This is a genomic window from Antribacter soli, from assembly GCF_021568775.1.
GTDB classification, from domain to species: Bacteria; Actinomycetota; Actinomycetes; order Actinomycetales; family Cellulomonadaceae; genus Antribacter; species Antribacter soli.
On sequence record NZ_JAKGSG010000020.1, the window covers coordinates 12,791 to 38,670 of the forward strand.

25 protein-coding genes are annotated in these 25,880 nt (G+C 72.8%); 11 read left to right on the top strand and 14 right to left on the bottom strand.

The window, feature by feature from the left end:
- Window positions 1-81: 81 nt before the first annotated feature.
- Window positions 82-2,157 carry a bifunctional copper resistance protein CopD/cytochrome c oxidase assembly protein gene (locus L1785_RS04730; RefSeq protein ID WP_236088054.1) on the top strand — a complete coding sequence of 692 codons (2,076 nt, stop codon included), beginning with the start codon at window positions 82-84 and terminating at the stop codon, window positions 2,155-2,157.
- Between the two features lie 126 nt (window positions 2,158-2,283).
- Here the strand turns inward: L1785_RS04730 and L1785_RS04735 are convergent, their stop codons facing one another.
- Window positions 2,284-2,883 carry a hypothetical protein gene (locus L1785_RS04735; protein ID WP_236088055.1) on the bottom strand — a complete coding sequence of 200 codons (600 nt, stop codon included), beginning with the start codon at window positions 2,881-2,883 and terminating at the stop codon, window positions 2,284-2,286.
- A gap of 303 nt (window positions 2,884-3,186) precedes the next feature.
- Here L1785_RS04735 and L1785_RS04740 point away from each other — a divergent pair, with 303 nt between their 5' ends.
- The 6 genes from L1785_RS04740 to L1785_RS04765 are packed head-to-tail and all read left to right on the top strand — an operon-like array spanning window position 3,187 to window position 8,524.
- Complete coding sequence (locus L1785_RS04740; protein ID WP_236088056.1) at window positions 3,187-4,182, top strand: AAA family ATPase; 996 nt, start codon at window positions 3,187-3,189, stop codon at window positions 4,180-4,182.
- Window positions 4,183-4,206: 24 nt separating this feature from the next.
- Entirely contained in the window at window positions 4,207-5,106 is a 900-nt protein-coding gene (locus tag L1785_RS04745; RefSeq protein WP_236088057.1) for a DUF58 domain-containing protein, read from the top strand.
- Window positions 5,093-5,599, top strand: coding sequence for a hypothetical protein (locus L1785_RS04750; RefSeq protein WP_236088058.1), 507 nt, complete (start codon window positions 5,093-5,095; stop codon window positions 5,597-5,599). Before L1785_RS04745 ends, L1785_RS04750 begins: the two co-directional genes overlap by 14 nt.
- Entirely contained in the window at window positions 5,596-6,624 is a 1,029-nt protein-coding gene (locus L1785_RS04755; RefSeq protein ID WP_236088059.1) for a vWA domain-containing protein, read from the top strand. Before L1785_RS04750 ends, L1785_RS04755 begins: the two co-directional genes overlap by 4 nt.
- Window positions 6,621-7,628 carry a VWA domain-containing protein gene (locus tag L1785_RS04760; protein WP_236088060.1) on the top strand — a complete coding sequence of 336 codons (1,008 nt, stop codon included), beginning with the start codon at window positions 6,621-6,623 and terminating at the stop codon, window positions 7,626-7,628. Before L1785_RS04755 ends, L1785_RS04760 begins: the two co-directional genes overlap by 4 nt.
- The gene (locus L1785_RS04765) at window positions 7,625-8,524 is read left to right on the top strand and encodes a hypothetical protein (protein ID WP_236088061.1); all 900 of its coding nucleotides are present in this window, start codon (window positions 7,625-7,627) and stop codon (window positions 8,522-8,524) included. The genes L1785_RS04760 and L1785_RS04765 overlap by 4 nt, the downstream gene beginning before the upstream one ends.
- A 15-nt stretch (window positions 8,525-8,539) precedes the next feature.
- Here the strand turns inward: L1785_RS04765 and L1785_RS04770 are convergent, their stop codons facing one another.
- Genes L1785_RS04770 through pdhA form a run of 3 tightly spaced genes read right to left on the bottom strand, consistent with a single transcriptional unit; the run spans window position 8,540 to window position 12,166 of the window.
- Complete coding sequence (locus tag L1785_RS04770; RefSeq protein WP_236088062.1) at window positions 8,540-9,958, bottom strand: dihydrolipoamide acetyltransferase family protein; 1,419 nt, start codon at window positions 9,956-9,958, stop codon at window positions 8,540-8,542.
- A gap of 10 nt (window positions 9,959-9,968) precedes the next feature.
- Window positions 9,969-10,994, bottom strand: a complete 1,026-nt coding sequence (locus L1785_RS04775) for an alpha-ketoacid dehydrogenase subunit beta (RefSeq protein WP_236088063.1) — start codon at window positions 10,992-10,994, stop codon at window positions 9,969-9,971.
- Window positions 10,991-12,166 carry a pyruvate dehydrogenase (acetyl-transferring) E1 component subunit alpha gene (pdhA, locus tag L1785_RS04780; protein WP_236088064.1) on the bottom strand — a complete coding sequence of 392 codons (1,176 nt, stop codon included), beginning with the start codon at window positions 12,164-12,166 and terminating at the stop codon, window positions 10,991-10,993. The genes L1785_RS04775 and pdhA overlap by 4 nt, the downstream gene beginning before the upstream one ends.
- 347 nt (window positions 12,167-12,513) lie before the next feature.
- On the opposite strand from pdhA, the gene L1785_RS04785 reads away from it, so the two are divergent.
- Window positions 12,514-13,839 carry an enolase C-terminal domain-like protein gene (locus L1785_RS04785; protein WP_236088065.1) on the top strand — a complete coding sequence of 442 codons (1,326 nt, stop codon included), beginning with the start codon at window positions 12,514-12,516 and terminating at the stop codon, window positions 13,837-13,839.
- Between the two features lie 11 nt (window positions 13,840-13,850).
- Window positions 13,851-14,528, top strand: a complete 678-nt coding sequence (locus tag L1785_RS04790; protein ID WP_236088066.1) for a FadR/GntR family transcriptional regulator — start codon at window positions 13,851-13,853, stop codon at window positions 14,526-14,528.
- Window positions 14,529-14,547: 19 nt separating this feature from the next.
- Here the strand turns inward: L1785_RS04790 and L1785_RS04795 are convergent, their stop codons facing one another.
- From L1785_RS04795 to hisC, 6 genes are all read right to left on the bottom strand, one after another.
- A complete protein-coding gene (locus L1785_RS04795; RefSeq protein ID WP_236088067.1) occupies window positions 14,548-14,991 on the bottom strand; it encodes an RbsD/FucU domain-containing protein in 444 nt (147 codons plus the stop codon).
- A gap of 5 nt (window positions 14,992-14,996) precedes the next feature.
- Complete coding sequence (locus tag L1785_RS04800) at window positions 14,997-15,869, bottom strand: fumarylacetoacetate hydrolase family protein (RefSeq protein WP_236088068.1); 873 nt, start codon at window positions 15,867-15,869, stop codon at window positions 14,997-14,999.
- Between the two features lie 39 nt (window positions 15,870-15,908).
- Entirely contained in the window at window positions 15,909-16,907 is a 999-nt protein-coding gene (locus L1785_RS04805; RefSeq protein WP_236088069.1) for an aldo/keto reductase, read from the bottom strand.
- The gene (locus L1785_RS04810; RefSeq protein ID WP_236088070.1) at window positions 16,904-17,677 is read right to left on the bottom strand and encodes an SDR family NAD(P)-dependent oxidoreductase; all 774 of its coding nucleotides are present in this window, start codon (window positions 17,675-17,677) and stop codon (window positions 16,904-16,906) included. Before L1785_RS04810 ends, L1785_RS04805 begins: the two co-directional genes overlap by 4 nt.
- Window positions 17,674-18,636, bottom strand: a complete 963-nt coding sequence (locus L1785_RS04815) for an amidohydrolase family protein (protein WP_236088071.1) — start codon at window positions 18,634-18,636, stop codon at window positions 17,674-17,676. Before L1785_RS04815 ends, L1785_RS04810 begins: the two co-directional genes overlap by 4 nt.
- Window positions 18,637-18,776: 140 nt before the next feature.
- Window positions 18,777-19,874, bottom strand: a complete 1,098-nt coding sequence (hisC, locus tag L1785_RS04820; RefSeq protein ID WP_372461783.1) for a histidinol-phosphate transaminase — start codon at window positions 19,872-19,874, stop codon at window positions 18,777-18,779.
- Window positions 19,875-19,888: 14 nt separating this feature from the next.
- On the opposite strand from hisC, the gene L1785_RS04825 reads away from it, so the two are divergent.
- On the top strand, window positions 19,889-20,296 hold the full coding sequence (locus L1785_RS04825) for a phage holin family protein (RefSeq protein WP_236088073.1): 408 nt from the start codon (window positions 19,889-19,891) through the stop codon (window positions 20,294-20,296).
- On the opposite strand, the gene L1785_RS04830 is transcribed toward L1785_RS04825, so the two are convergent.
- Both L1785_RS04830 and L1785_RS04835 read right to left on the bottom strand, forming a co-directional pair.
- Window positions 20,286-21,779 (bottom strand): hypothetical protein, encoded by a 1,494-nt coding sequence (locus tag L1785_RS04830; protein ID WP_236088074.1) that lies wholly within the window; start codon window positions 21,777-21,779, stop codon window positions 20,286-20,288. The genes L1785_RS04825 and L1785_RS04830 overlap by 11 nt on opposite strands.
- Window positions 21,776-22,024 carry a hypothetical protein gene (locus L1785_RS04835; protein WP_236088075.1) on the bottom strand — a complete coding sequence of 83 codons (249 nt, stop codon included), beginning with the start codon at window positions 22,022-22,024 and terminating at the stop codon, window positions 21,776-21,778. Before L1785_RS04835 ends, L1785_RS04830 begins: the two co-directional genes overlap by 4 nt.
- A gap of 185 nt (window positions 22,025-22,209) precedes the next feature.
- Here L1785_RS04835 and purB point away from each other — a divergent pair, with 185 nt between their 5' ends.
- Window positions 22,210-23,694 carry an adenylosuccinate lyase gene (gene purB, locus L1785_RS04840; protein ID WP_236088076.1) on the top strand — a complete coding sequence of 495 codons (1,485 nt, stop codon included), beginning with the start codon at window positions 22,210-22,212 and terminating at the stop codon, window positions 23,692-23,694.
- A 152-nt stretch (window positions 23,695-23,846) separates the two neighbouring features.
- Here purB and L1785_RS04845 read toward each other — a convergent pair whose 3' ends face one another.
- A complete protein-coding gene (locus tag L1785_RS04845; protein ID WP_236088077.1) occupies window positions 23,847-24,185 on the bottom strand; it encodes a hypothetical protein in 339 nt (112 codons plus the stop codon).
- A 300-nt stretch (window positions 24,186-24,485) separates the two neighbouring features.
- A complete protein-coding gene (locus L1785_RS04850; RefSeq protein ID WP_236088078.1) occupies window positions 24,486-25,814 on the bottom strand; it encodes a glycoside hydrolase family 6 protein in 1,329 nt (442 codons plus the stop codon).
- Window positions 25,815-25,880 lie beyond the last annotated feature (66 nt).

Below are 25,880 nucleotides of genomic sequence, written 5' to 3' on the forward strand. Positions count from 1 at the left end.
ACCGCCGCCCGGATCCCGGAAGCGACGAACGCCACGCCCGACCCCTGCCGGGCAGGCCCGCCGCTCACCTAGGCTGGATCGGTGACCACAGCAGACGTGCGACCGGCGGCACCGAGGGGCGACGGCCCCGACGCGGCGCCCGCCGGCGTGCCCGCCCGGCCCTGGTGGCTCGTCGGGGCCGCGCCCGCGACGGTCGCCGTCGCGCTTCTCGCCGCCGTCGCCGCCGGGTCGTTCTCGGGCGCCTTCCGCCCCTTCACCTACTTCACCGACCCGGGCGCCGGGGTGCGCTGGGGCATGCCCATGGCGACGGTGGTGACGGAGCTCATGGCTGCCGTCACGCTGGGCGCCCTCGTGCTCACCGCGTGCGTGCTGCCCTCCGGCCGGGCGGTGGAGCGGGGGCTCGGCATCGCGGGCGTCACGTCGGGCGTCTGGGCGGTCGCGGCGACCGTTCACCTCGTCCTGCACACCTCGTGGTCCACGTTCGTGCCGGTCGGCGACCCGGTGTTCGGCCGCACGTTCTGGTCGTTCGTCACGGACGGCGAGGTCGGCCGCGCGTACCTGGGCGTGGTCGTGGTCGCGGCGGTCACGTCCGCCGTCGCGCTCGCCGTGCGCGGTCCCGTGGGCGCCCTGTGGACGGCGGGGATCGCGCTCGTCGCCGTCGCGCTGCAGTCGGGCACCGGCCACGCCGCGGGGGCCTCCAGCCACGACCTGGCGATCTCCGCGATGTTTCTGCACCTCGGCGGCGCCGCCCTGTGGGTGGGCGGCCTCGCGGCGATCGCGCTCCTCGGCCTGCGAGACGCCGCCGCGCCCACCACGATCCGCCGCTACTCCGCGATCGCGGGCTGGTGCTACGCGGCCGTCGCGTTGTCAGGCCTCGTCAGCGCCTGGATCCGGCTGGGCTCGGTCGACGCCCTCACCACCGACTACGGCGTGCTCCTGATCGTCAAGGCCACCCTCCTGGTCGTGCTCGGGGCGCTCGGCTGGGTGCACCGCCGCGCCGTCCTGCGCCGGCTGCCCGACGCCGTCCCGCGCCCCGGTGCCGTGGTGCAGGTGGACGCGCGTCCGCCGTCGGCCGGCGTGCCACGGCTGTTCTGGCGGCTCGCCGCCGTCGAGCTGCTCGTCATGGGCGCAGTTTCCGGGGTCGCGGTGGCGCTCGGCTCCACCGCCGCGCCCATCCCCGAGGTGCCCGTCGTCGACGCGAGCGCCGCCCAGCAGGTCACCGGCCACCCGCTGCCGGCCGAGCCGACGGTCGCCCGCTGGTTCACCGAGTTCCAGTGGGACCTGCTCCTCGCGTTCGGGTGCGCCGCCGCGGTCGTCGTCTACGTGACGTGGGCCGTACGCCTCGCCCGGCGCGGCGATCGCTGGCCCGTGTCCCGGACCGTGTCGTGGTGCCTGGGGATCGTCGTGCTGTTCTGGGCGACGAACGGCGGCGCGGCCGTCTACGGGCACATCCTGTTCAGCGCGCACATGGTGCAGCACATGGTGCTCGCCATGGTCGTGCCGCTGCTCCTCGTGCTGGCCGCGCCGGTCACGCTCCTGCTGCGCGCCGTCCCGGCCCGGCGCGACGGCTCCCGCGGGCCGCGCGAGTGGATCCTCGCGCTGGTGCACTCACTCTGGGGCCGGCTGATCGCCCACCCGATCGTCGCGGCAGTGCTCTTCGCGGGCGGCATGATCGCGTTCTACTACACGCCGCTGTTCGAGCTGTCCCTGCGCTCCTACCCCTGGCACGTGTGGATGATCATGCACTTCACGCTCGTCGGGTACCTGTTCGCGAACGCGCTCGTCGGCATCGACCCCGGGCCGTCACGCCCGTCCTACCCCCTGCGGATCGTGCTGCTGTTCGCCACGATGACCTTCCACGCGTTCTTCGGCGTCGCGCTCACGTCCGGCACGGCGCTCCTGGTGCCGGAGTGGTTCGGACTGCTCGGCCGGCCCTGGGGGCCCTCCGCCATCGAGGACCAGCAGCGCGGCGGCGCCGTCGCGTGGGGCATCGGGGAGCTGCCGATGCTCATCCTCGCGATCGGGGTGGCGGTCTCCTGGACCCGCTCCGACGCCCGCGACGCCAAGCGTCAGGACCGAGCCGCCGACCGCGACGGCGACGCCGAGCTGGAGGCGTACAACGCCATGCTCGCGAAGATGGCGAAGCGCAAGGACTGACGTGCAGGTGCCACGAGGTGAAGCCTCGGCCAGCGCGGCGTAGCATTGTGGCTGCCGCCCCCGCTGGGGGAGAGGAAGTGAAGCCGGGAACCCTGATGGAGATCAGGATCCCGGCATTCGCGTTTTCTAGAGCAGTTCGATGTTGACCTCCTCGACCCCGTCCCCGAGCGCCAGCCGCACGTCGAGAGCTCGCCCGCCGCGAGCGTGCGCGGTGATCCCGGCAACGGCATCAGGAACCCACAGCATGGGCTCGACGGTTGGGTTGGCGAAGTCGACGTGGGTACTTGGGGAGATGCGACCCTTGTTGCGCACTGCGTCGACGAGGCGGATGTCGCTGCGATTGAGGGACTCTGTCCGAGACTCCAGCCAGACTCTCGTCACACCGAGCTTCTCCAGCTCGTGCAGCAGCCGCTCCATGCACAAACGACGCGCCCGCTCCTGACGCCTGGGGTCGATCGGGACACCGACGACCACGAGATGGACCTTGTCGTAGGCACCGATCGCGGAGGCGATCTTGAGGTGACGCTGCGCGGACTCGTCGCGCCAGTGGAAGCGAGCACCCTTCTTCTTCAGTAGCTCGCGGAGGCTGTCCCGCACCGGCTCGCACTCTTCGGGGTCGGCGATTGCTGCCGCGAGCACATACATCCCGACGCGTTCTTGAGTGGGCATCTGCATCGACTCGTCCACCCAGGCGTGCAACGAGAACGACACCTGAGGGTCGATCACTGCCCGATAGCGCCACGGGAACCGCAATCTTTCACGGTGAAAAGGTCCTTGCGGATATGGAACAGCATCAACCGTTACTACATGACCGCGGCTTCGGGCCACCGACCTGCCGGGCCTGTTCCGGCTCGCCGGTCCACCTTTCGGGCCCGCTCACCCTGTGCGTACGTTGTCGACCCAGAGTGAGCGGACTCCAGGGCACCAGCCGGTCCAGGCACTGCCGACGCGCGCGGCTGCGCGCGAAGCGGGCCCGCGCACCGGCATACTTGTCCCCCGACAGCGACGCAGATCACAGGGGGTTGCCCGGTGCCTGAGCACAACGAGATCAGCGCGTCCGACCTGGACCGGGCGACTGCGCTGCTCAAGCGCATCACCCAGGTCTTCGACGAGAAGGTCGTCGGGCAGGAGGCACTCCGGACGGCCCTGACGAGCTGCCTCCTCGCGGGCGGCCATGTCCTGCTGGAGAGCGTCCCCGGCCTGGCGAAGACCACCGCTGCGCAGACGCTCGCCGCGGCGGTGGGCGGCGAGTTCCGGCGCATCCAGTGCACCCCGGACCTCATGCCGAACGACATCGTCGGCACGCAGATCTTCAACTACGCGTCGGGCGAGTTCAGCACCCAGCTCGGGCCGGTGCACGCGAACCTCGTCCTCCTGGACGAGATCAACCGCTCCTCGGCGAAGACGCAGAGCGCGATGCTCGAGGCGATGCAGGAGAAGCAGACCTCCATCGGCGGCGTGAACTACCGCCTGCCGGACCCGTTCATGGTCCTCGCCACGCAGAACCCCATCGAGGAGGAGGGCACCTACGTGCTGCCCGAGGCCCAGATGGACCGCTTCCTGATGAAGGAGGTGATCACGTACCCCACGCCGGACCAGGAGCTGGAGATCCTGCGCCGCGTCGCGAGCGGCCAGATGGAACGCCCCGTGGTGACGGAGCCGATCAGCCTCGGCGACGTGCACTTCCTGCGCGAGCTCGTCGACAAGGTGTACGTGGACGACTCCGTGAAGCGGTACGTGGTGGACATCATCAACACGACCCGCATGTCGGGACCGCGCCCGGTCCGCGACCTGGGTCGGCACGTGCGCGTGGGCGCCTCGCCGCGCGGCGGCATCGCGCTGATGCGCCTGGGCCAGGCGCTGGCCGTGCAGTCGGGCCGGGGGTTCGTGATCCCGGAGGACATCCGCGCCATGCGGTACGCGGTGCTGCGGCACCGGCTGGTGCGCACCTTCGACGCCCTCGCGGACAACGTGCCGCCCGAGCAGCTCGTGGACGCCGTCTTCGACGCCGTCCCGGCGCCCTGACCCCGCCCGCCGACCCCTGAGCGCATGCACGACGTCTCCCGTCTCGCCCAGGTCCGCGCCCGGCTCGACCTCCCGGTCGCGCGGCGCGCAACCGGCCTGCTCGAGGGCCGGCACCGGTCGATCTACAAGGGCCACGGTCAGGACTTCGACGACCTGCACCTGTACGCCCCCGGTGAGGACGTGGGCGACATCGACTGGAAGTCGTCGGCCCGGGCGGGGATCCCGGTGGTGCGACGGTTCGTCAGCGAGTCCAACCTCAACCTCGTCCTGGTGGTGGACACGGGCCGGACGATGTCGGCGACCGCCCCCAGCGGCGAGCCGAAGCGCGAGGTCGCGGCGTTCTGCGCGGCCCTGGTGGCGTACCTTGCCCGAGACCGCGGCGACCGGGTGGCGCTCGTCGCAGGCGACGCCGAGCGCCTGGTCCAGCTCCCGCCACGGGCCTCGACGAGCGACCTGGAGACTCTCCTGCGCACTGTCGACCGGATGTGGACCGACGACCCGCGCGACCTGCCCGGGAGCGACCTCGCCCGCCCGCTGGACCGGGCGCTGCACGCCTTCACCCGCCGCTCCCTCATGGTGATCGTGACGGACGAGGCGCGGCCCGCCCCCGAGCACGAGCCGCTGCTGCGCCGGCTGCGCGTGCGGCACGAGCTGATGGTCCTCGCCGTGGCGGACGTCTCGCCGTTCGCGGCGCCCGGTTCGGGACGGATCGCGGACGTCGACGGTGACCTCGTCCTCCCCCCGTTCCTGGCGGGGCGCACCCAGATCGCGCGCGAGGCGCGGCGCGAGGTGGAGCGACGCCGCGCGGAGGTCGCCGAGGTGCTCCGCCGGCAACAGGTCGAGGGCGCCGTCCTGGACGGCACCGACGACGTCGTGCACCGGTTCGTCGAGCTGCTGGGGAGGCAGAAGCGTGCCCGGCGATGAGCTGCTGCCCCCGGTGGGGTACTCGGGGTGGTGGACGGTGCTGGGCGTGGCCCTGCTCCTGGTGGCCGTCGCCCTCGTCGTGCTCCCGCTGTGGTTCACCCGCCGGTCGAAGCAGGAGATGGAGGCGGAGCGCCACGCTCCAGCCCCGTCCGGGCGCCGGGGCCGCACCGATCCCTGGGACGCCCTGCGCAAGGAGTACACGGCCCGCCTGGACGAGATCGAGCGACGCTACGAGCGCGACGAGCTCGACAGCAGGGCCCTGCACCAGGAGCTCGCGCGCGAGATGCGCCGGTTCGCGGCGACCCGCCTGGGCAGGCCCGTCGAGACCCTGACGCTGACCCAGATCGCGGAGCTGCAGGACGCCCGCCGCCTCACGGATCTCATCACCCGCTGCTACGCGCCCGAGTTCGCCGATCCCCACAACCGGGACGCCTTCGGCCTTCGTGCGCGCACCTCGGTGCACCAGGCACGGGAGGCGGTGCGCGAGTGGTGACGACGACGGTGTGGCCGTGGCTGTGGGTGCTCGCCGGCCTGGCGGTCGTCGCCGCGGGGGCGGCGGCGGCCTGGTTCGCGCGCCGCCGTCGGGCAGACAGGACCACCTGGGTGGCCAACTCCGCCTACCTGGCCCGCGTCCCTGCGTTCCGGAAGTGGCTCCTGAAGTACCGCGTGTGGCGCGCGGCCCTGGCCGTGGGCCTGCTCGCGGCGACCCTGGCGGCGGGCGCCCTCGCCGCCCGCCCGGCCGACGTCGAGGTCGTCACCGAGCGCCTGGGGACGCGGGACATCGTGCTGTGCCTGGACGTGTCGGGCTCGATGACGGACTACGACGGCGCCATCCTGGGGATCTTCCAGCGGATGGTCGACAGCTTCCAGGGCGAGCGCATCGCGCTGTCGGTGTTCAACTCCACCTCCCGCACGGTCTTCCCGCTGACGGACGACTACACGCTGGTGCAGGCGGAGCTGCAGCGCGGGGCCCACGCCCTGGAGGACTTCGACGAGATCGACCCCGAGGACCCGGACGACCGCGACGAGGTCCTCGACTACCTGCAGTTCACGGCCGGGACGTGGGCCAACGAGGACGCGGCGAGCCTCATCGGCGACGGCCTGGCGTCGTGCGCGCTGCTCTTCGACGAGGCGGAGTCGGAGCGGTCGCGCTCGATCGTGCTCGCGACCGACAACTACGTCTCGGGCGAGCCGATCTACACGCTGCCCGAGGCGGCGACGCTCGTCGCGGACCGCGGCATCACGCTGTACGGGATCTTCGGCGGCGGGCGGGAGTACTGGGGCGGCGTCGAGGAGCAGGAGTATCGCGACGTCGTCCAGGCCGGCGACGGCCTGTACTTCCGTACGGACGACCCGGCGCTGGTGAACGGCATGGTGGACGACGTCGTGGCGCAGCAGGCCGTCGCGCTCGACGCGTCGCCCGAGGTGATCGTCACGGACCGGCCCGCGGGCTGGTTCCTCGTCGCGGCGCTCGGCGTGGCGGTCCTCGTCCTCGCGGCCTGGCGGGTGCGCTCATGACCTTCCAGCCCCTCGCCCCCTGGTACGTGCTCGTCGCGGTCGCGGCGCTGGTCGCCCTGAGCGGCGTGCTCGCTGCCCGGGCCGGCGATGCCGCCGGCCGCTGGGGCTGGGTCCGGCGGCTGGCGCTGTGCGCCGTCCTGCTGGCCGCCGGCCTGGGTCCGTCCGTCCCCGAGACGACGACGGACCGCTCCGTGACCGTGGTGGACGTGTTCTTCGTGGTGGACCGCACGGGCTCGATGGCCGCAGAGGACTACGGGGCCGGGCGCGACCAGGAGCGGCTCGACGGCGTCCGGCACGACGTCCAGGCGCTCACCGAGGCGGTCCCGGGCGCGCGCTACTCGGTCATCACGTTCGACTCGCAGGCCGCCCGCCAGCTCCCGCTCACCGCGGACGCACGCGCGATCGGCGCGTGGGCGCAGACGTTCCGCCGCGAGATCTCGCTGTACTCGCAGGGCTCCCTCACCGACCGGCCGCTCGCGGAGCTGACGGCCGCCCTCGAGGGCTCGGCCGAGCAGCACCCGGCCAGCCTGCGGCTCGTCTTCTTCCTGTCCGACGGCGAGCAGACCGCATCCGGCACGCCCCGCTCGTTCGCGGCACTCGAGCCGCTGGTCGACGGCGGGGCTGTGCTCGGGTACGGCACGCCCGAGGGTGGGCAGATGAAGGAGTACGACCCGGACGTGCCGCCCGAGGAGGCCGCGTACCTGGAGGACCCGGAGACGGGCGAGCCCGGGCTGTCGCGCATCGACGAGGGCGTCCTGCGGGGGCTCGCGGAGCAGCTCGGGGTGCCGTACGAGTACCGCGCCGAACCGTCCGACCTGACCCACCTGGTCGCGGACCTCGACCCCGATCAGGTCGCCGCCGACGGGCGCCGCACCGTCACCACCTACCGGCCGGTCGTGTGGCCCCTCGCGCTCGTCCTCGCGGCGCTGCTCGCGTGGGAGGCGTGGGCGTTCGTGGTCGTCGAGGCGCGCGAGCGCGGGTCAGGGAGGAGGGCGAGGCCATGACGAAGAGGAGGCAGACGCGGACGCTGCTGCTGGTCGTGGCGGTGCCGCTGGCCGTGACCGCGCTGGTGTTCGGCGTTCGGCTGACGACGCTCGCCCCGATCACCGCCGGGGCGCGCGAGGACTACGACGCCGGCCGGTTCGAGGCCGCCGCCGAGAAGTACGAAGGGCTGGAGAACGTCAACGTCGTCCAGCCGTGGAAGGCCCACTTCGACGCGGGGACCGCGCGGGCCGCGGACGTCGCCGCGGGCGGCTCCTCGTCCCCCTACGACGCGGTCGACACGCTGCACGAGGCGTACCGCCTGGCCGAGGGCGAGACGCCCGAGGTGCGGTGCCTGATCCAGACGAACCTGGCCCTCGCCTACGAGCTCATGGGCGACGACGAGAGCGCCCGCGCCGCCGAGCACGCCGCCGAGCTCGCTGCGCTCGAGGAGGCGCTGGCCGCGCGCGAGGCCGGCGAGCCGTACGACGAGGAGGCCATCGACCCGTACGGCGACTCCGGGGACGAGCTCGACCCCGACGAGCTCCGGGACGAGGTGCAGACCTGGTACGAGTACGCGGAGGGGTCGTACCGGCATGCCGAGAACGTCCAAGCCTGGCCGGACTGCGGGCAGGCCGACCGGTCCTCGTCCGAGGAGCAGAGTGCCGAGGAGGCGGAGCAGCGCGTCGCCGGGAAGGCGGACGCGGCGGAGCAGTCGCAGCCCGACCACGAGGAGCCGGCCCCCAGCCCCGAGCCGACAGCGCCGGACCAGGCGGAGGCCGAGCGTCAGCAGCAGCTCGAGGAGTCCAACCAGCAGGCCGCCGAGACGGCCGACCAGGAGCAGCAGGAAGACCGCGACACCTGGGGCTCCGGCGACGAGGGAGACGACGGCGGGGGCGGCCCGACCAAGAACTGGTGAGGCCGCCCCCGGGCGTCAGCCCCAGACCAGGCCGCGGGCCGGGTCCTCCAGGACACGCGCGACGTCCGACAGGAATCGCGCGCCCAGCTCGCCGTCGACGAGCCGGTGATCGAAGCTCAGCGCCAGCTGCGTGACCCAGCGCGGCTTGATCTTGTCCTTGTGCACCCATGGCTGCCGGCGGATCGCGCCGAAGGCCAGGATGCCCGCCTCTCCTGGGTTCAGGATCGGCGTACCGGTGTCGATGCCGAAGACGCCCACGTTGGTGATCGTGAACGTGCCGTCGGACATGTCTCCCGGAGTCGTGCGGCCTGCCCGCGCGGTGGCGGTCAGGTCGGCGATGGCGCGGGCCAGCCCGAGCATGTCGAGCGTGTTCGCGTCCTTGATGTTCGGCACCACGAGCCCGCGCGGCGTCGCGGCCGCGATCCCCAGGTTCACGTAGTGCTTGTAGACGATCTCCTGCGCGGCGTCGTCCCAGCTCGCATTGATCTGGGGGTGACGCCGGACCGCCAGCAGCACCGCCTTCGCGGCGACGAGCAGCGGGGTGACGCGCACGTCCGCGAAGTCGCGGTCCGCCTTGAGGTTCTCGACGAGCTTCATCGTGCGGGTCACGTCGACCGTCACGAACTCGGTGACGTGCGGAGCGGTGAACGCGCTCGCGACCATCGCCTCGGCGGTCCGCTTGCGCACCGACTTCACGGGGACGCGCGTCTGCCGGCCGCCCTGGCTCACCGCACCGGACGCCAGCCACGGCTCGTCCGGGTACGTCGCGAGCTGCTGGGGCTCGGTCGCCGCGGAGGCGGCGAGCACGTCCTCGCGCGTCACGATCCCGCCGGGACCGCTCGCGGGGACGCCGGCCAGGTCGACCCCGAGATCCTTCGCGAGCTTGCGCACGGGTGGCTTGGCGAGCACACGATGCGCCGTGGACGCCGGAGCGGCGGGCACGCTCGCCAGGGCAGTGGCGGGCGGGGCGGCCACGGGAGCCGGAGCAGCCGCGACCGGAGCAGCGGTCGCCGTCGGCCCGGCGGGAGCGGCGGTGAACCGCCGCCGCCGGCCTGTCGACCCGGCCTCCGCGGTGCCGTACCCGACGAGCACGGAACCGGACGTCTCCGCTGCCGGCGCAGGCGCGGCGGGGCCGGTCTCGACCGGCGCGGCCGCGACCGGGGCGGCCGCGGGTCCGCCGTCGGACGCCGGAGCGCCCGTGGCGATCTCGATGATCGGGGTGCCCACGTCCACCGTGGCGCCCTGCCCCACGAGGACCGCCGAGACGATGCCCGCCCACGGCGAGGGCAGCTCGACGAGGGACTTCGCCGTCTCGATCTCGACGATCGTCTGGTTGACCGCGACCGGGTCGCCGACGCCGACGCGCCACTCGACGATCTCAGCCTCGGTGAGCCCCTCCCCGACGTCGGGCAGGAGGAAGCGCTGGTTCGACATCAACAGCCTCTCAGTGCGCGAAGGCGCGGTCGACGGCGTCGAGCACGCGGTCCACGCTCGGCAGGTAGTCGTGCTCGAGCTTGGCCACCGGGTACGGGATGTGGAACCCGCCCACGCGCAGCACGGGGGCCTCGAGCGAGTAGAAGCACTCCTCGGTGACGCGCGCCGCGATCTCCGCACCGGCGCCGAAGTACATGGGCGCCTCGTGGATGACGACGCAGCGACCGGTCTTGCGGACGCTGTCCACGATGGTCGCGGTGTCGATCGGCGAGATGGCCCGCAGGTCGACCACCTCGGCGGAGCGGCCCTCGACCTCGAGCGCCTCCGCGCTCTTCAGGGCCGTGGCCACGGTGGGCCCGTAGGCGACCAGGGTGACGTCGGTGCCGGCTCGGACCACCTTGGCGGCGTTGAGCGTCGCCGAGCCCACGGGCGCGTCGAGGTCCACCTCACCCTTGGACCAGTACCGGCCCTTGGGCTCGAAGAAGATCACGGGGTCCGGGGAGGTGATGGCCTCCTGGATCATCGTGTACGCGTCCTGCGGCGTGGCCGGCGTGACGATGCGCAGGCCGGGCGTGTGCGCGAACAGCGCCTCCGGGCTCTCGCTGTGGTGCTCCACCGCGCCGATGCCGCCGCCGTAGGGGATGCGCACCACGACAGGCGCGCCCACCGCGCCGCGCGAGCGGTAGCGCAGCTTGGCGAGCTGGGTGGTGATCTGGTTGAAGGCGGGGAACACGAAGCCGTCGAACTGGATCTCGCAGACGGGCCGGTAGCCGCGCAGCGCCAGACCGATGGCGGTCCCGAGGATTCCCGACTCGGCGAGCGGTGTGTCGACGACACGGTCCTCGCCGAACTCCTCCTGGAGGCCGTCGGTCACGCGGAAGACGCCGCCCAGCGGACCGATGTCCTCGCCCATGAGCAGGACCTTCGGGTCGTTCGCGAGGGCGCGGCGCAAGCCCTCGTTGATCGCCTTCGCGAGCGTCAGCGTGCGCGTGCCGGAAGGCATGGTGGTCTCCCGGCGCTCGGCGGTGGTGGTCATCGGGTCCCTCCCTGGGGGTGCGCGGGGGTGTGTGCGCTGACCGGGCCTGCGGGCGGCTCGCCCGCCTCGAAGGACTCGAACCAGGCCCGGTCCTCGGCGACGATGCTGTGCGGGGTGGCATAGACGTCGTCGAAGATCGTGGTCGCGGAACCGGGGTGCAGCTTGCGGGTCTCGGTGCGGACCCGCTCGGCGAGCACCTCGGCGTCGGCCGCGAGGTCCGTGAGGAACGCCTCGTCGAGGGCGCCCTCGGCACGGAGCAGGGCCTCCAGGCGGGCGATCGGGTCGCGGCCCGCCCAGAGCTCCTCCTGCTCGGAGGTGCGGTACCGCGTGGGGTCGTCCGACGTGGTGTGCGCGCCCATGCGGTAGGTGTAGGCCTCGATGAAGGTGGGGCCGTCGCCGCGGCGGGCGCGCTGGAGCGCCTCGGTGGTGGCCGCGTACACGGCCAGCACGTCGTTGCCGTCCACGCGCACGCCCGGGACGCCGAAGCCCTCGCCGCGCCGGTAGAGCGGCACCTTCGTCTGCTTGCTCGTGGGCACGGAGATGGCCCACTGGTTGTTCTGACAGAAGAACACCACGGGCGAGTTGTTGACCGAGGCGAACACGAGGGCCTCGCTGACGTCGCCCTGCGAGGTGGCGCCGTCGCCGAAGTAGGTGACGACCGCGGCGTCCACGGCGTCGTCCCCCGTGCCCACCACGCCGTCGCGCTGCATGCCCATCGCGTAGCCCACCGCGTGCAGGGCCTGCGCGCCGATCACGACCGTGTACATCTGCACGTTGTGCTCGTTCGGGTCCCAGCCGCCGTGGTCGGAGCCGCGGTAGAAGCGGAGCCGGTCCACAGGGTCCACGCCGCGCACCTGCAGCACGCCGTGCTCGCGGTAGGACGGGAAGACGTAGTCCTGCGGGCGCAGCGCGTGGGCACTGCCCACCTGCGCCGCCTCCTGGCCGCGGGCCGGCGCGTACAGCGCGAGCTCGCCCTGGCGCTGGAGGGCCGTGGCCTCCTCGTCGAACCGCCGCGTGAGCACCATGTCGTGGTACATAGCTCGCAGACGGTCCGGGGTGAGGTCCGCCGCGAGGTCGCGGTACTGCTTCGTGCCGCGCGTGGTGACGCGCGTGCCGTCGGGAGTCAGGAGTTGCAGGAGGGGCACGTCGCCCCCGTCGGTTTCGTGCTTCACACACTCTCCGTTCGCCGCGGTGCCGACCTCTTGGACCGGACCGGAACTGCTCTTACCAGCACCGTCCATCCGTTACCGGCCGGGCCGCAACCTACGCCTTCGTAGCCTACGCAAGCGTAGGCTACGGCCCCGTAGGTTACGCAGTCGACGTGTCGGCCAATGTCTTGGTCGGCGGTTTGGAGGAAACCTCAATCCGGGGCCGGCGGAGCAGGTGCTTCGCAGTACCGGAGGGGCCGATTCCTCGGATCTTCTGGGCGCTGCGCGGCCTCCCGGGTCTTGCTTGTGAGACTACTGCCGCTTACATTGGCTCAATCATCTGATGTTTGCCCTTCTGGTGCGAGGTCCCCATGCCAACGATCACAAGCGTCGAGGTCGAGGATGTCCGGTTCCCGACGTCCCGCACGGCGGACGGCTCCGACGCGATGAACAAGGACGGCGACTACTCGGCGGCGTACGTCGTGCTCCGCACCGACGGCACGGCAGCGGACGGCACGCCTCTCGCGGGCCACGGCCTGACGTTCACCATCGGACGCGGCACGGACGTGGTCGCGCTCGCCGCGCGGCACCAGGCGGAGACGCTTGTCGGGCGCGACGTCGAAGAGCTCGCGGCCGACATGGGACGGACGTACCGCGACCTGACCTCCGACTCCCAGATGCGCTGGCTCGGGCCGGAGAAGGGCGTCGTCCACCTGTCGCTCGCGGCGGTCCTCAACGCCACGTGGGACCTCGCCGCACGCCGCGCGGACAAGCCGCTGTGGCGGCTGCTCACCGACATGACGCCAGAGCAGCTCGTCGACGTCGCCGACCTGCGCTACCTCTCGGACGTCCTCACGCGTGACGACGCGCTCGCGATCCTCCGGGCGCAGGAGCCCACGAAGGCCGAACGCGTCGCGCGGCTCGAACGCACCGGATACCCCGTCTACACCACGTCGGCCGGCTGGCTCGGGTACGACGACGCGAAGCTGCGCCGGCTCTGCCAGGAGGCGGTCGACGCCGGCTACGGCCACATCAAGCTCAAGGTCGGGGCCAGCCTGTCCGACGACGTCCGCCGGCTCGCGATCGCGCGAGACGTGATCGGGCCGGACCGGAAGCTCATGATCGACGCGAACCAGGTCTGGGACGTACCGCAGGCCATCGAGTGGGTCGGCGAGCTCGCCCGCTTCGACCCGCTGTGGATCGAGGAGCCGACGTCGCCCGACGACGTCCTCGGCCACGCCGCCGTGCGGTCTGCGGTGGCACCGGTCGGCGTCGCGACCGGCGAGCACTGCCACAACCGCGTGATGTTCAAGCAGTTCTTCCAGGCCGGGGCGATCGACTACTGCCAGCTCGACACCGGCCGGCTCGCGAGCATCAACGAGATCGTGTCCGTGCTGCTGCTCGCGGCGAAGTTCGGGGTGCCCGTGTGCCCGCACGCCGGTGGCGTCGGGCTGTGCGAGATGGTGCAGCACGTGTCGGTGCTCGACTACGTGGCGGTCGCCGGCGACCTCACCGGCCGGGTCACCGAGTACGTGGACCACCTGCACGAGCACTTCACGGACCCTTGCGTCGTCGCCGACACGGGGGACGGCGCCGGCTACGTCCTGCCCTCGCTGCCCGGGTACTCCACGAGGATGCGCGAGGAGTCCGTGGCCCGGTTCCGGTTCCCTGACGGCGCGGCCTGGTCCGCTGCGTAATACTTCGAGCCATGTCCCGCACGGATGATGTCGTCGACGGCATCAAGCGCATGATCTTCGACGGCGAGCTCGGTCCCGGTGACAAGCTGCCCGTCGAGAAGGACCTCGCCGAGCGGCTCGGCGTCTCCCGCGGATCGCTGCGCGAGGGCGTGCGGGCCCTGTCGATCCTCGGGATCCTCGACACGCGCCAGGGCGACGGCACCTATGTGACGAGCCTCGACCCGTCCCGCCTGCTCTCGCCGCTGCGGCTCGTCGTCGACCTGCACGGCGAGGCCGAGGCGCAGCCGTTCCACGCGGTGCGGCGGGTCCTCGAGACGGAGGCGGCCGGCCTCGCGGCGCGCCGGATCACCCCCGGAGCCCTCGCCGAGGCGCGTGCGCTGCTGGACCGGGTGGCCGAGATTCTCGGCCGCTCCCCCGTCGACCACGCGCAGTTCATCCAGGCGGACGTCGCGTTCCACCGCATCATCGCCGGGCAGGCGGGCAACCCCGTGCTCGAAGCTCTCATCGAGACCCTCGCGAGCCGCACGGTGCGCGAGCGACTCCAGCGCGGTCGCGACGACGAGCGTGCCGAGCCGCGCACCGCTCAGGACCACGAGGCGATCTGGCGCGCCCTCGCCGCGGGCGACGCCGAGGGCGCGCGCGTGCGCATGGCGGCGCACCTGCTCGACGTCGAGGAGTCGCTGCGCTGACCCCGGCGCCGGGCGCCCGTCAGCCCTGCCGGACGCCGATCGTGAGCAGCAGGTTGGCGTAGACCCGCTGGTCGCCGGTCGCGACGAGGAGGGCGACGTCGTCGGACCGCGCTGCCTCGTAGAAGGCGAACCGGTCGAGCTCGTGCCAGCCCACGTGCGGGCCGAGGACGGTCCGGTAACCGGCGTGTGCCGGGACCGGCTCGCCCGCCGGGGCGACGTCGCCCGCGACCCCGCCCGGGACCATGACGGACGCGGACTCGACCGGGACGGCCTCGACGAGCACCTCCAGCACCTGGTCGACCGTGACCAGGTCGGGCCGCAGGTTGAGATGGACGCGTTCGGCGCCCGCGCGCACGCCGGTCGAGTGCGGGTAGTTGGCGTCGGCGAGGAGCACCCGGGAGCCGTGCCCCGCGGCGGCGAGCGCAGCGGCGAGGCCGGGGTGCAGGAGCGTGTACCGGAGCACGGCTCTCAGGCCTCCGGCGCCGGGGCCGCCGGCGTCCGGGCGAAGGTGTGCCGCTGGCGCCCGATGCCCTCGATCTCCAGCTCGACCACGTCGCCGTCGGACAGGTACGGGAACCGTCCGGAGAGGGCGACCCCCTCCGGGGTGCCCGTGCAGATCAGGTCGCCCGGCTCGAGGGCCATGTACTGCGAGAGGTGCCACACGAGGTGGTCGACGCCGAAGATCATGTCCTTCGTCGTCGAGTCCTGGCGCGGCTCGCCGTCGACCCAGGAGCGGAGGCGTAGGTCGCGCGAGTCGACCTCGTCGGCGGGGACGAGGGCCGGGCCGGTCGGGAGGAAGCCGGGGCCGCACTTGCCCTTCGACCACTGACCGAGCGAGTCCTCGATCTGCCAGGCGCGCTCGCTCACGTCGTCGACCACCGTGTACCCGGCGACGTGGTCGCGGGCCGCCTCGACGGAGGGCAGGTAGCTCGCCCGCCGGCCGATGACCACCGCGAGCTCGACCTCCCAGTCGACCTTCTCGGCGCCGGGCGGCAGCGGGACCGTGTCGTCGGGGCCGACCATCGTGTTGGGGTGCTTGAGGAAGACGATCGGCAGGCGCGGCGGCTCGGCGCCGGACTCGGCGGCGTGCGCGGCGTAGTTCTGCCCGATGCAGATGACGGCGGTCGGTCGGGCGATCGGCGCGCCGCGGCGCAGGGAGGCGGCACCCGCCAGGACGGGCAGCTCGCCCGCGGCGAGCGCCGCGCGCGCACGGGCGATCCCGTCGGAGGCCAGGAAGGCGCCGTCGACGTCGTCGGTGAGCGGCCGCAGGTCGTGGACGACGTCGCCCTCGACGACGGCAGGGATCTCCTGGCCGGCGGGGCCGAGACGGAGCAGGTGCATGTCTTCTCGTTTCGTGGTGCTGGTGTCAGGGTGCTGGTGTCAGGCGGTCCAGGCGCCGGGCGCCGCCCGGTCGTCGAGCAGGCCGGCCCGCACGAGCGCGGGCCACAGGTCGTCGGGCACGTCGGCCGCTGCGCGGTCGACCGTCTGGCGCACCTGCTCGGCGGTCTGCATGCCCACGACGGTGCTCGCCACCGCCGGGTGGGTACGCACATACGCCAGCGCGGCCTCGGGCAGGGTGACGCCGTGTTCGGTGCAGACGGCGGCGATCCGGCGCGTCCGGTCGAGGAGCGCGGCGGGCGCAGGCGCGTAGTCGTAGGTCACGTCGTCGGGCGGGGCGGCGTGCGCCAGGAGCCCCGAGTTGTAGACCCCCGCGACGACGACCGCAACGCCCCGCTCCAGCGCCGCGGGGAGCAGGTCGTCGAGCGCGGGCTGCTCGAGCAGCGTGAAGCGGCCCGCGCACATCACGACGTCGATGTCGGTCTCCCGCACGAAGCGGGCAAGCATCGCGGACTGGTTCATCCCGGCGCCCACCGCGCGCACGACCCCCTGCTCGCGCAGCTCGACGAGGGCGGGGATCGCCTCGGCGACCGCCTGGTCGCCGAAGTCGTCGGGGTCGTGGACGTAGACGACGTCGATCCGGTCCAGGCCCGTCCGCGCCAGGCTCGCGTCGAGCGATCGGAGCACGCCGTCGCGGGAGTAGTCCCGCACGCGTCGCGCGTCGGCCGGCACGTCGAAACCCTCGGCGTCGCGGAGGTGGGCGGCCCCGGGGGACGGCACCAGGAGCCGCCCCACCTTCGTCGACAGCACGTACTGGTCCCGCGGCCGAGCGGCGAGCGCCGCGCCGAGCCGTCGCTCCGAGAGGCCCAGACCGTAGTGCGGGGCCGTGTCGAAGTACCGCAGTCCGGCGTCCCACGCGGCGTCCACGGCGGCGCGCACGACGTCGTCGGACACGGCCGCGTACAGGTTGCCGCCCTGCGCGCCCCCGAAGCCGAGGCCCGTGAGCTCGACGCCGCGAGCGTGCCCCGCGCCGCCCGTCACGACACGGCGCGCGGGCGCGTGCGCAGCCCGTGCATGCCGCCGTCCACGGCGAGCGACTCGCCCGTCGTGGACGCGGCCAGGGGGCTGGCGAGGTAGCACACGGCGTGCGCGACGGCCTCGGGGCTCACGAGCCGGCCCGTGGGCTGGCGTGCCTCGAGCGCGGCCCGCTCGGCCACGGGGTCGTCGGCGGCGTCGAGCAGGCGGCCGACCCACGGCGTGTCGACCGTGCCCGGGCACACGCAGTTGACGCGGATGCCTTCCGCGACGTGGTCGGCGGCCATGGCGAGCGTGAGCGCCTGCACCGCGCCCTTGGACGCGGAGTACAGCGCACGTGCGGGCAGGCCGGTCCACGCGGCGATCGAGCTCATGTTGACGACCGCCGCCCGGTCCGACTCCCGCAGGTACGGGAGCGCCGCGCGGGTGACGCGCGCGATCCCGAGGACGTTGACGTCGAGCACGCGGAACCACTCGGCGTCGTCGTTGTCGGCGATCGTGCCCAGGGCGCCGATGCCGGCGTTGTTGACGACGACGTCGATCCCGCCCATCACGCGGGCGGCGGACTCGACCGCGGCGCGCACCGCGGCGTCGTCGGTGAGGTCGGCGACCTCGGCGTGGGCGCCACCGGGGACGCCGTCGACCGAACGGTCGATCGACGTCACCCAGGCCCCGCGGGCCAGGAACGCCGTGACGACGGCGGCGCCGATGCCCGCCGCGCCGCCGGTGACGACGGCGCGCAGACCGTCGAGATCGAACGTGTCTGTGGTGCTCACGGGTGGCTCTCCTCGTTCGTCGGCGTCTCTTTCGTCGGAGCCTTGCGCGTGGGGGCCGGGCTCGTGGGCGCCGGGCTCGTGGGCGCCGGGCGCGAGATGCCGTACACGCGGCAGGCGGTGCCCGCGAGGACTGCGTCGCGTTCCGCGTCGGTCAGGTCGGCCAGCAGCCCGCGGGCCACGTCGAGCCAGCGGCCGTAGCTCGCCGCGAGGAGGCAGACCGGCCAGTCCGAGCCGAACATGAGGCGGTCGGGCCCGAAGACGTCGAGCGCGTGGTCGACGGCGGGCCGCAGGTCCCCGGGCGTCCAGCCGTCCCAGCGGGCTTCCGTGACCAGGCCGGAGACCTTCGCCGTCACGTTCGGCAGCTCGGCCAGCGCGGCCAGGTCGTGGCGCCAGGCGCTCAGCGCACCGGGGTCGTCGACGGCGGCGAGCCGGGGCTTGCCGAGGTGGTCGAGGACGAACCGGACCTCGGGGAGGCCTGCGGCGAGCCGTGCGGCCGCGGCGAGCTGGTGGTCCCGGACGACCAGGTCGAACGGGAGCCCGGCCGCTCCGACGGCGGCGACGCCCGAGCGGACGTCCGGGCGGTCGAGGTACCCAGGGTCGGGCTCGGCCTGCACCATCGTCCGGATGCCGACGAGGGAGCTTCCGCCGGGGTCGGCACGCAGGGCGGCGAGTCGCTCGGCGAGGTCGGGAGCCAGGAGGTCGGCCCAGCCGACGACGCCGGTGATGCCTGCAGCGCGACCCTCGGGCGAGTCGGCAATGGCGAGCAGCTCGACGGTCTCCGACCAGAGGCTCACGGACTGGACCACGACGGTCGCGCCGACGCCGTGAGCCGCGGCGGGCAGGTCGGCCGGCTCGAAGTCCGCATCGATGACGCCCATGGTCGCGGGGTCGATCCACCCCTGCGGAGTGCGTGCCCGCACCCACAGGTGATGGTGTGCGTCGACGACGATGTCGGTCATGCGCTGAACCCCCTCCCGGGAATTCATCGAATCTATAGGAAGTTGAGCCGACCGGACAAGGTGGAGTTTGGCGGTGTGTACTGAAAACCTCGGCGCGCAACGCAGCCGATGGCAGGGATACATCCGACCTCTTGCGCCACTCAGCGCCAGCTGGCCGCCACCGCGAGGAACGCGTCGTTGGCCGCGGGCTCGCCGATGCTGACGCGCAGGCCGTCACCCGCGAACGGGCGCACCAGCACGCCGGCGGCCGTCGCCTGCGCGGCGCACTCCATCGTCGCCTGCCCGAGGCCGAACCACACGAAGTTCGCCTGGCTCTCCGGCAGCTCCCAGCCCTGGCCGCGCAGGGCGGCCGTGACCCGGGACCGCTCCTCGACCAGCGCGTCCACCCTCTCGAGCAGCTCGGCCTTGGCCCCGGGCTCCAGCGACGCGAGGGCGGCGCGCTGCGCCACGTGCGACACCCCGAACGGCGTGGAGACGGCCCGGATGCCGGCGGCGAGCCGCGGCTCCGCGACGGCGTAACCGACGCGCAGGCCGGCCAGCCCGTACGCCTTGGAGAGCGTGCGCAGGAGCACGACGTTCGGGTGCGCGGCGAGGAGGTCCACGCCCGACGGCGCCTTGGGGTCGCGCACGAACTCGAGGTACGCCTCGTCGACCACCACGAGCACGTCGCCGGGAACGGCCGCGAGGAACGTGTCGAGCTCGTCGGCCTGGACGACCGGGCCCGTCGGGTTGTTCGGCGTGCACACCAGCACCACGCGGGTGCGGGGCGTGACGGCGGCAGCCATCGCCGGCAGGTCGAGACGTCCGGTGCCGTGCTCGAGCGGCACGGTGACGGCGGTCCCGCCGGACACGGCGACGGCGATCGGGTACGCCTCGAACGAGCGCCAGGGGAAGACGACCTCGTCGCCGTGCTCCACGACCGCCTGCAGCACGTGGGCGAGCACCGCGACGGACCCGTTGCCCACCACGACCTGCTCCGGCGGCACGCCCACCTCTCCGGCGAGAGCCTTCACCAGCTCGGACGCATACATGTCCGGATACCGGTTGGTCTCCTCCGCGGCCGCCGCGATGGCCGCGATCACGGACGGCAGCGGCGGGTACGGGTTCTCGTTGGACGAGAGCTTCCACGCCCGCCCGCCGGGCGCGACCCGCGCGCCGGGGACGTAAGCGGGCAGGGCGGACACGGCCGCACGGAGCGGCACGACGGGAGTTGCGGGTGTTTCCACGGCCCTCAGCATGCCACGATGCGGTCATGAAGATCCTCGTGCGTATCGCCGTGACGGCCGCCGCGATCGGGCTCTCCGCCTGGCTCCTCGCCGACCACCTGAACGTGGTCAGCAACGGCACCATGCTGGGCACGATCCTCGCGACTCTCGCGGTCGCCGTGGTCTACGGCCTGGTCAACCTCATCGTCAAGCCGATCGTCCAGCTCTTGTCCCTCCCCCTCTTCATCCTCACGCTCGGCCTGTTCACCCTGGTGGTGAACGCATTCATGCTCTGGCTGACCACGGTGATCGCCAACCAGCACTGGTTCTCCGACCAGCCCAACTGGGGGCTGGAGGTCAACGGCGGGTTCTGGTGGTTCGTGCTGGGCGCCCTCGTGATCTCGGTCGTGCAGATGATCCTCAACGCCGTGCTCCCGGACCGCGTCACGGAGTGACCCGCCGCGCGGACCAGTAGGTCGTGGTCACCTGCTCCCCCTGGAGCAGGGGCCCGACCCGGTCCGTCACGTCCAGCACCCGCGGATCGCCGGACGCGACGGCGAGCTCAAGCGTGCGCACGTGCGTGTCGACGCCGTGAGCGGCGGGCACGCTGCCCGACGCCGCGCGGTCCAGCGGGTCCGCCGACGCGGCAAGCGACCGCGAGACCGTCACCCGGTCGCCCGTGCGCGGGTTCTCCCCGCTGCTGTGCCCGTCGGCCGCGGACACGACCTCCTCAGCCGTCTCCAGGTGAAGCACGGGCACACCCGGCGGGGCGCCGAACGTCGCGACCGGCGACCCCGCCGTCACCACGCCGCCGAGCCGGTAGCGCTCGGTAAAGCCGGGCGAGGACGCGAGCGCCATGGCGGCGATCCCGCCGAGGCTGTGGCCCACGAGCGTCACCGGCTCGTCGGCACCGACCCCCGCCTGCTCCAGCGCGCCGACCACCGCCGCCGATGCGCCGTCGGCCTCGCGCCCCATGAGCTCCAGGTCGGTGACCGCGTCCCACGGGTGGCCGGCGGGAAGGACGGACTCGGTGCCTGGCACGAGGACCGTCCAGGACACGCCGCCGTCGGCGCCGACGACCCGTTGCACCGCGACCGTCGCGTACGGGGCGCCCCCGTCCCACGGGTACAGGTCCGCCACACGCCGCAGCGTCTCGGCGACCGTCCCGCCCTGCGTGGACCAGGCCGGAGCTGCTCCACCCGCGAACCCGGCCTCCTGCACCTGGGTCACGACGACAGGGTCACCGCCTGCCCCGGACGGCAGGTGACGCACAGCGGCCGCGACCACGCGCGCCCCGCCCGGGACGCCGACCTCGCCGCCGGCCTGCGCCGGACGCGCCCAGGCGATCCCGGCCCCCAGCCCGGCGACCCCCTCGTCCGTCCACGGCGCCAGCCGCCGCACCGCCTCGGGCGCGACGGCGTGGAACAGGGCCGTCGAGAGCCCACCGGTCGCCCGGTTCGACAGCCACGCGAGCACCCCCGTCCCGGCTGCCGCCGCGGCGCCGCCGAGGAGCATGGCGGGCGACCCGGCGAACACCCGCCCGAGCACGAAACCCTCCGTCGTCACGAGCGCCCCGACGGCCCGCTCGGCCACCGACTCCGCCTCCTCGTACAGGCCGGCGGCCCGCAACAGGCGCCACCCGAGCAGGTCGTACAGGTCCGCCCGGACCTGCAGGCGCCGGGCTGCCCGCTCGACGGCCTCCACGGCGGCAGCCTGCTGGACGGCGAGGCCGGGCGCGGCCCACGCGGCGCCGAGCGGCTGCCCGACGGCGCAGCCCGCCCGGCTGCACCACGTCACCGCCTCGCGGAGGTCGTCCGCGGCGGCCGCGAGCCGGGCGGCGGCCGACCGCACGGCGTCCGCCTCCACCGCCGTCGACGCAAGGCCGCCGGTCACCACGATCGTGTCGGCCGGCGCGAGCGGCCCCTCAGGCCGACTCACGCCGTGCCTCCACCCAGCCCGGGCGACGGGGCCGCGCCGAGGGCGGCCTCGAAGGCCCGCGCCAGGCACAGCGCCTCGTCGAGCAGGTGGTCCTCCCACGCCACCTGCACGGACGACTCCACGAGCGCGTCGCGGAACAGTGCTGCCGCAGCCGAGTCCCACTCGACGGCGGCGGCCACCCGCGCCGCATCGGTCCCCGCAAGGAACCGCTCGCGCGCCGCCGCGAGCGCCGTGCCTGCCTCCATCTCTCCCCCTGTGGTCGCCCTGTGCCCTCACCACCGGCGACGCTAAGGGAGAGGCGAGCTCCGCCGTCGGGCAGCGGGGTGTGCTTGTGCACAGGGACCGCGAAGGGCCGCTGTGGACGGGCTCGTCGCCGCCCGCCGCCGTCGGCGCGGTCCACTCCGGAACGCAACGAATCCGCCGTGGGAGAATGGAGCACGTGCCCGAGACGACCGCCCCCGCCATCACGCCTGCACGTATCAACCTCGCCGAGGTGACCCCGCCGATCGCGCTGGGTCCGCTGGACGGCAGGTACCGGGCTGCGGTGGCACCCCTGGTGGACCACCTGAGCGAGGCCGCGCTGAACCGCGCGCGGATCCACGTCGAGGTCGAGTGGCTGATCACCCTCTGCAACGGCGCCCCGGGCGTCGTGGCGCCGGTCGTGCAGGGCGCCCCGTCGCTCACGACGGAGGAGCAGGCGTACCTGCGCAGCATCCCGGCGTCGTTCGGCGCCGAGGAGATCGCGGAGCTCGCCGCGATCGAGCGGGAGACCGTGCACGACGTCAAGGCGGTCGAGTACTTCATCAAGCGCCGGATCGCCGTGGCCCCCGAGCAGATCCCCGGCACGAGCCTCCCGGCCGCGAGCGAGCTGGTGCACTTCGCCTGCACCAGCGAGGACATCAACAACCTGTCGTACGCGCTGATGGTGCAGGGTGCCGTGCGCGACGTCTGGCTCCCGGCCGCCGCCGCGCTGGCCGACCAGCTCGCGGACATGGCGCGCGAGCACGCCGCCGTGCCGCTCCTCAGCCGCACCCACGGCCAGCCGGCCACGCCGTCCACGCTCGGCAAGGAGCTCGCCGTCCTCGCGCACCGCCTGCGCCGCCAGCTGCGCCGCATCGAGAGCGCCGAGTACCTCGGCAAGCTCAACGGCGCCACCGGCACGTACGGCGCACACGTCGTCGCGGTCCCGACGGCGGACTGGCCCGCCGTGTCCGAGGCGTTCGTCGGGGGCCTCGGCCTGACGTGGAACCCGCTGACCACGCAGATCGAGTCGCACGACTGGCAGGCCGAGGTCTACGCCGACATGGCCCGGTTCAACCGGATCCTCCACAACCTCGCGACCGACGTGTGGACGTACATCTCGCTCGGGTTCTTCACGCAGATCCCCGTCGCGGGCGCCACCGGCTCGTCGACGATGCCGCACAAGATCAACCCGATCCGGTTCGAGAACGCCGAGGCCAACCTCGAGATCTCGTGCGCGCTCCTGGACACCCTGTCCGCCACCCTCGTGACGAGCCGCATGCAGCGCGACCTCACCGACTCCACGACGCAGCGCAACATCGGCCCGGCGTTCGGTCACGGCCTGCTCGCCATCGACAACGTCGCCCGAGGCCTGCGGGCGCTGGCCGTGAACGAGACGCTGCTGCGCGAGGACCTCGACCAGAACTGGGAGGTGCTCGGCGAGCCCGTCCAGTCGGCGATGCGCGCCGCCTCGGTGGCGGGCGTTCCCGGCATGGAGAACCCCTACGAGCGCCTCAAGGACCTGACGCGTGGCCGTCGCGTTGACGCGGAGCGCATGCGCGAGTTCGTGGCGGACCTGGGCCTGCCGGCCGACGTCGCCGAGCGCCTGAGCGAGCTGACCCCCGCCACCTACACGGGCCTGGCGGAGCGGCTCGTCACGGACTACCTGGCCTGAGGACCGCGGCCAGGCCCTGATCCCCACGGAGGCGGTCACGGTCGCGACGTCGACGCGAGGCTCCGCCAGGTGGGCTGAACAGGATTCAGACACACCGACGCCGGTGGCGCACCTCGCGTGGGAGGTGCGCCACCGGCGTCGGGTTACCCGGGTCAGGCCTTCGGGTCTGCGAGCTGCGACGTCTGCCACACGGGCGGCTCCTCGTCGCGCTCGTACTTCTGCACCAGCGCCCTCACGACATTGACACTGATGAGCAAGGGCAGGACGAAGATGTACCAGACGATGTAGAACGTCGCCGGCAGGAAGAAGTACAAATAGCAGCCATAGCCCAGGAACAGGAGTCCGAGGGCAACGGTGCCCAGTCGGGCCCATGGGCCTTTTCCGGAGTTGAGTGAGCCGCCGGCGATCATGACCAGGCCGGCGATCACGAGGGCGACGGTGTACACGGCGTACAACGGATCGAGGTCGAACAATTCAGGGAGATACCACATGGCGTGTGTCCTCTTGACGTAGTGGACTGGCGGCCACATGGCCCACCAGAGGTCAACACGCTAAGAAGCGAGCGATCTCCGTTGGAAGAGTCTGGCCTTGATTTCACCCGCCCGAACATTAGGGCCAAGTTTGACGAATCAGTCAAAGTCTCTTGAACAGCCATTCACTATTTCCGGCTTGTCGGATTCCATCCCGTCTCAGGCGTAGAACCGCAGGCGTTCCACTTCGGCACGTTCTTGCGCAAAGAAGAAACCGGACGGGTCGCCTTCAAGAAGAGGCGACCCATCCGGCTCAGCGCATCACCAGCGCGCGTTGCGCGCCAGTTCCAGCGCGATCTCCTGCCACCACGCCCCGGCCGCCGGCCCGCCGTTGCACGCACCGTCCGACTCGCCGGGCAGCTTGACCCAGAGCAGCGCGTCGAGGTGCGTGGAGTCGTCCACGACGGCGGGCCGCTCACCGAGTGCGCGACCGCGCGGGTTGCACCACTCGCCGTTGGAGCCGTTGCCGTTGCGGGACGTGTCGATCACATACCCGCGCCCGCCCACGAGTGCCGAGACCTGCTCGCCGTAGGACTGGGTCGCGGACGTCGTCTGGTAGTTCGAGGTGTTGAGCGCGAACCCGGCGGCGTACTGGAAGCCGACGAGGTTGAGGCGGCGGGCCGCCTCGGACGGGCTCAGCCAGGCGGAGTGTCCGGCGTCGATGTAGACGCGGCCCCCTGCCTCGGTCAGCTCGCGCGCCGCGTACTGCAGGAAGCCGACGCGGTCGCCCTGGCCCGCACAGTCGCCGAGCATGGCGAGGGCGTCAGGCTCGAGGATGATGTACGGGCTGCCGTGGATGCCCGCCGCGATCGTGTCGATCCACGCTGCGTACTCGCTCTCCTCGACTCCGCCGCCGGAGTGCGAGCCGCAGTCGCGGCCGGGGATCGCGTAGACGGTCAGGATCGGCGTCTTGCCCGCGGCGACGGCCCGCGACGTGTAGTCCTCGACCTCCTGGCGGGCGTGGGTCGCGTCGTCCCAGTTCCCCACCCAGTACGACTGCGGTGTCTGCGCGATCTTCTCCAGCAGCGCCTTGTCGCTGCCGCTCGCGGCGGTCCACGCCGCGTACGCCTGGGTCTGCGGGTCGACATAGAACGCGGACGACGTCGGGGGCGGCGTCGGCGAGACCGTCGGGCTGGGCGTCGGCGTCGGCGTCGGCGTGGGCGTCCCGCCCACCGAGCCCGTGCACGCCACGCCGTTCAGCGTGAACGCGGACGGCACCGGGTTTGACCCGTTCCAGGACGAGACGAACCCGAACGACGCGCTCGCGCCCGTGCCGAGCGACCCGTTCCACGCAACGTTCGTCGCGGTCAGAGCAGTGCCCGATTGCGTCACGGTCGCGTTCCACGCCTGGCTCACGGTCTGCCCTGTGGCCGCGGTCCAGCGGAGCTGCCACGAGGACACGGGCGAGCCGAGGTTCGTCACCGTGACGTCACCCTGGAAGCCACCGCTCCACTGGTTCGTCACGCGATAGCTCACCGAGCAGCCCTCGGCGGCGGCGGCGCTGGTCGCGGCCCCGACGGCGACGGCGCCGGCGGTGAGCAGCGAGAGGGCGGCGGCGAGGGCCGCCCAGGAGGTACGTCGTCGGACCATCGGGAAGCTCCATCTGCACAGGGGGACTGCAGTGCGCACGACACGCTAGGTACCCCAGGCGGCGCC

What these genes read in the sequence shown, in the direction of transcription:
- L1785_RS04850 (WP_236088078.1), bottom strand. Translation starts at nt 25,814, where the DNA reads ATGGTCCGACGACGTACCTCCTGGGCGGCCCTCGCCGCCGCCCTCTCG.
- L1785_RS04770 (WP_236088062.1), bottom strand. Translation starts at nt 9,958, where the DNA reads ATGTCGAACCAGCGCTTCCTCCTGCCCGACGTCGGGGAGGGGCTCACC.
- hisC (WP_372461783.1), bottom strand. Translation starts at nt 19,874, where the DNA reads ATGCTGAGGGCCGTGGAAACACCCGCAACTCCCGTCGTGCCGCTCCGT.
- L1785_RS04790 (WP_236088066.1), top strand. Translation starts at nt 13,851, where the DNA reads ATGTCCCGCACGGATGATGTCGTCGACGGCATCAAGCGCATGATCTTC.
- purB (WP_236088076.1), top strand. Translation starts at nt 22,210, where the DNA reads ATGGAGCACGTGCCCGAGACGACCGCCCCCGCCATCACGCCTGCACGT.
- L1785_RS04835 (WP_236088075.1), bottom strand. Translation starts at nt 22,024, where the DNA reads ATGGAGGCAGGCACGGCGCTCGCGGCGGCGCGCGAGCGGTTCCTTGCG.
- L1785_RS04760 (WP_236088060.1), top strand. Translation starts at nt 6,621, where the DNA reads ATGACCTTCCAGCCCCTCGCCCCCTGGTACGTGCTCGTCGCGGTCGCG.
- L1785_RS04815 (WP_236088071.1), bottom strand. Translation starts at nt 18,636, where the DNA reads ATGACCGACATCGTCGTCGACGCACACCATCACCTGTGGGTGCGGGCA.
- L1785_RS04800 (WP_236088068.1), bottom strand. Translation starts at nt 15,869, where the DNA reads ATGCACCTGCTCCGTCTCGGCCCCGCCGGCCAGGAGATCCCTGCCGTC.
- L1785_RS04845 (WP_236088077.1), bottom strand. Translation starts at nt 24,185, where the DNA reads ATGTGGTATCTCCCTGAATTGTTCGACCTCGATCCGTTGTACGCCGTG.
- L1785_RS04775 (WP_236088063.1), bottom strand. Translation starts at nt 10,994, where the DNA reads ATGACCACCACCGCCGAGCGCCGGGAGACCACCATGCCTTCCGGCACG.
- L1785_RS04825 (WP_236088073.1), top strand. Translation starts at nt 19,889, where the DNA reads ATGAAGATCCTCGTGCGTATCGCCGTGACGGCCGCCGCGATCGGGCTC.
- L1785_RS04745 (WP_236088057.1), top strand. Translation starts at nt 4,207, where the DNA reads ATGCACGACGTCTCCCGTCTCGCCCAGGTCCGCGCCCGGCTCGACCTC.
- L1785_RS04785 (WP_236088065.1), top strand. Translation starts at nt 12,514, where the DNA reads ATGCCAACGATCACAAGCGTCGAGGTCGAGGATGTCCGGTTCCCGACG.
- L1785_RS04765 (WP_236088061.1), top strand. Translation starts at nt 7,625, where the DNA reads ATGACGAAGAGGAGGCAGACGCGGACGCTGCTGCTGGTCGTGGCGGTG.